We start from the raw sequence: 1251 nt of genomic DNA, 5'->3' as shown, positions 1-1251 counted from the left end.
GATCCAGCCGCAGGTTCCCCTACGGCTACCTTGTTACGACTTCACCCCAGTCATGAACCACACCGTGGTGATCGCCCTCCCGAAGGTTAGGCTAACCACTTCTGGTGCAGTCCACTCCCATGGTGTGACGGGCGGTGTGTACAAGGCCCGGGAACGTATTCACCGTGACATTCTGATTCACGATTACTAGCGATTCCGACTTCACGGAGTCGAGTTGCAGACTCCGATCCGGACTGAGATCAGCTTTCTGGGATTGGCTCACTCTCGCAAGTTCGCAACCCTTTGTACTGACCATTGTAGCACGTGTGTAGCCCTACCCGTAAGGGCCATGATGACTTGACGTCGTCCCCACCTTCCTCCGGTTTGTCACCGGCAGTCTCCCTAGAGTTCCCGACCGAATCGCTGGCAAATAGGGACAAGGGTTGCGCTCGTTACGGGACTTAACCCAACATTTCACAACACGAGCTGACGACAGCCATGCAGCACCTGTCTCTGCGCTCCCGAAGGCACCCCTTCGTCTCCGAAGGGTTCGCAGGATGTCAAGGGTAGGTAAGGTTCTNGTTAACTGCGCCACAAAGTCCGCGAAGGACCCAACGGCTAGTCGACATCGTTTACGGCGTGGACTACCAGGGTATCTAATCCTGTTTGCTACCCACGCTTTCGCACCTCAGCGTCAGTGTCAGTCCAGAAGGCCGCCTTCGCCACTGGTATTCCTCCCGATCTCTACGCATTTCACCGCTACACCGGGAATTCTACCTTCCTCTCCTGCACTCTAGCCTGACAGTTCCGGATGCCGTTCCCAGGTTGAGCCCGGGGCTTTCACAACCGGCTTATCACGCCGCCTACGCGCGCTTTACGCCCAGTAATTCCGATTAACGCTCGCACCCTCCGTATTACCGCGGCTGCTGGCACGGAGTTAGCCGGTGCTTCTTCTGTGGGTGATGTCCTTCCTGGCGGGTATTAACCACCAGGCGTTCTTCCCCACTGAAAGTGCTTTACAACCCGAGGGCCTTCTTCACACACGCGGCATGGCTGGATCAGGCTTGCGCCCATTGTCCAATATTCCCCACTGCTGCCTCCCGTAGGAGTTCGGGCCGTGTCTCAGTCCCGATGTGGCTGATCATCCTCTCAGACCAGCTACGGATCGTCGCCTTGGTGAGCCGTTACCTCACCAACCAGCTAATCCGACATAGGCTCATCCGATAGCGCAAGGCCCGAAGGTCCCCTGCTTTCTCCCGTAGGACGTATGCG

Annotated in this window: 1 rRNA gene; it reads right to left on the bottom strand. The window is 57.2% G+C overall.

Annotated features, from left to right (window positions below):
- Positions 1-1251, bottom strand: a 16S ribosomal RNA gene (locus DIS04_RS20250); the annotation flags it as partial.

This window comes from Billgrantia lactosivorans, assembly GCF_003254665.1.
GTDB lineage: Bacteria > Pseudomonadota > Gammaproteobacteria > Pseudomonadales > Halomonadaceae > Halomonas > Halomonas lactosivorans.
The sequence above is the reverse complement of the archived record's forward strand: the minus strand, read 5'-3'. Positions and strand labels throughout refer to the sequence as shown.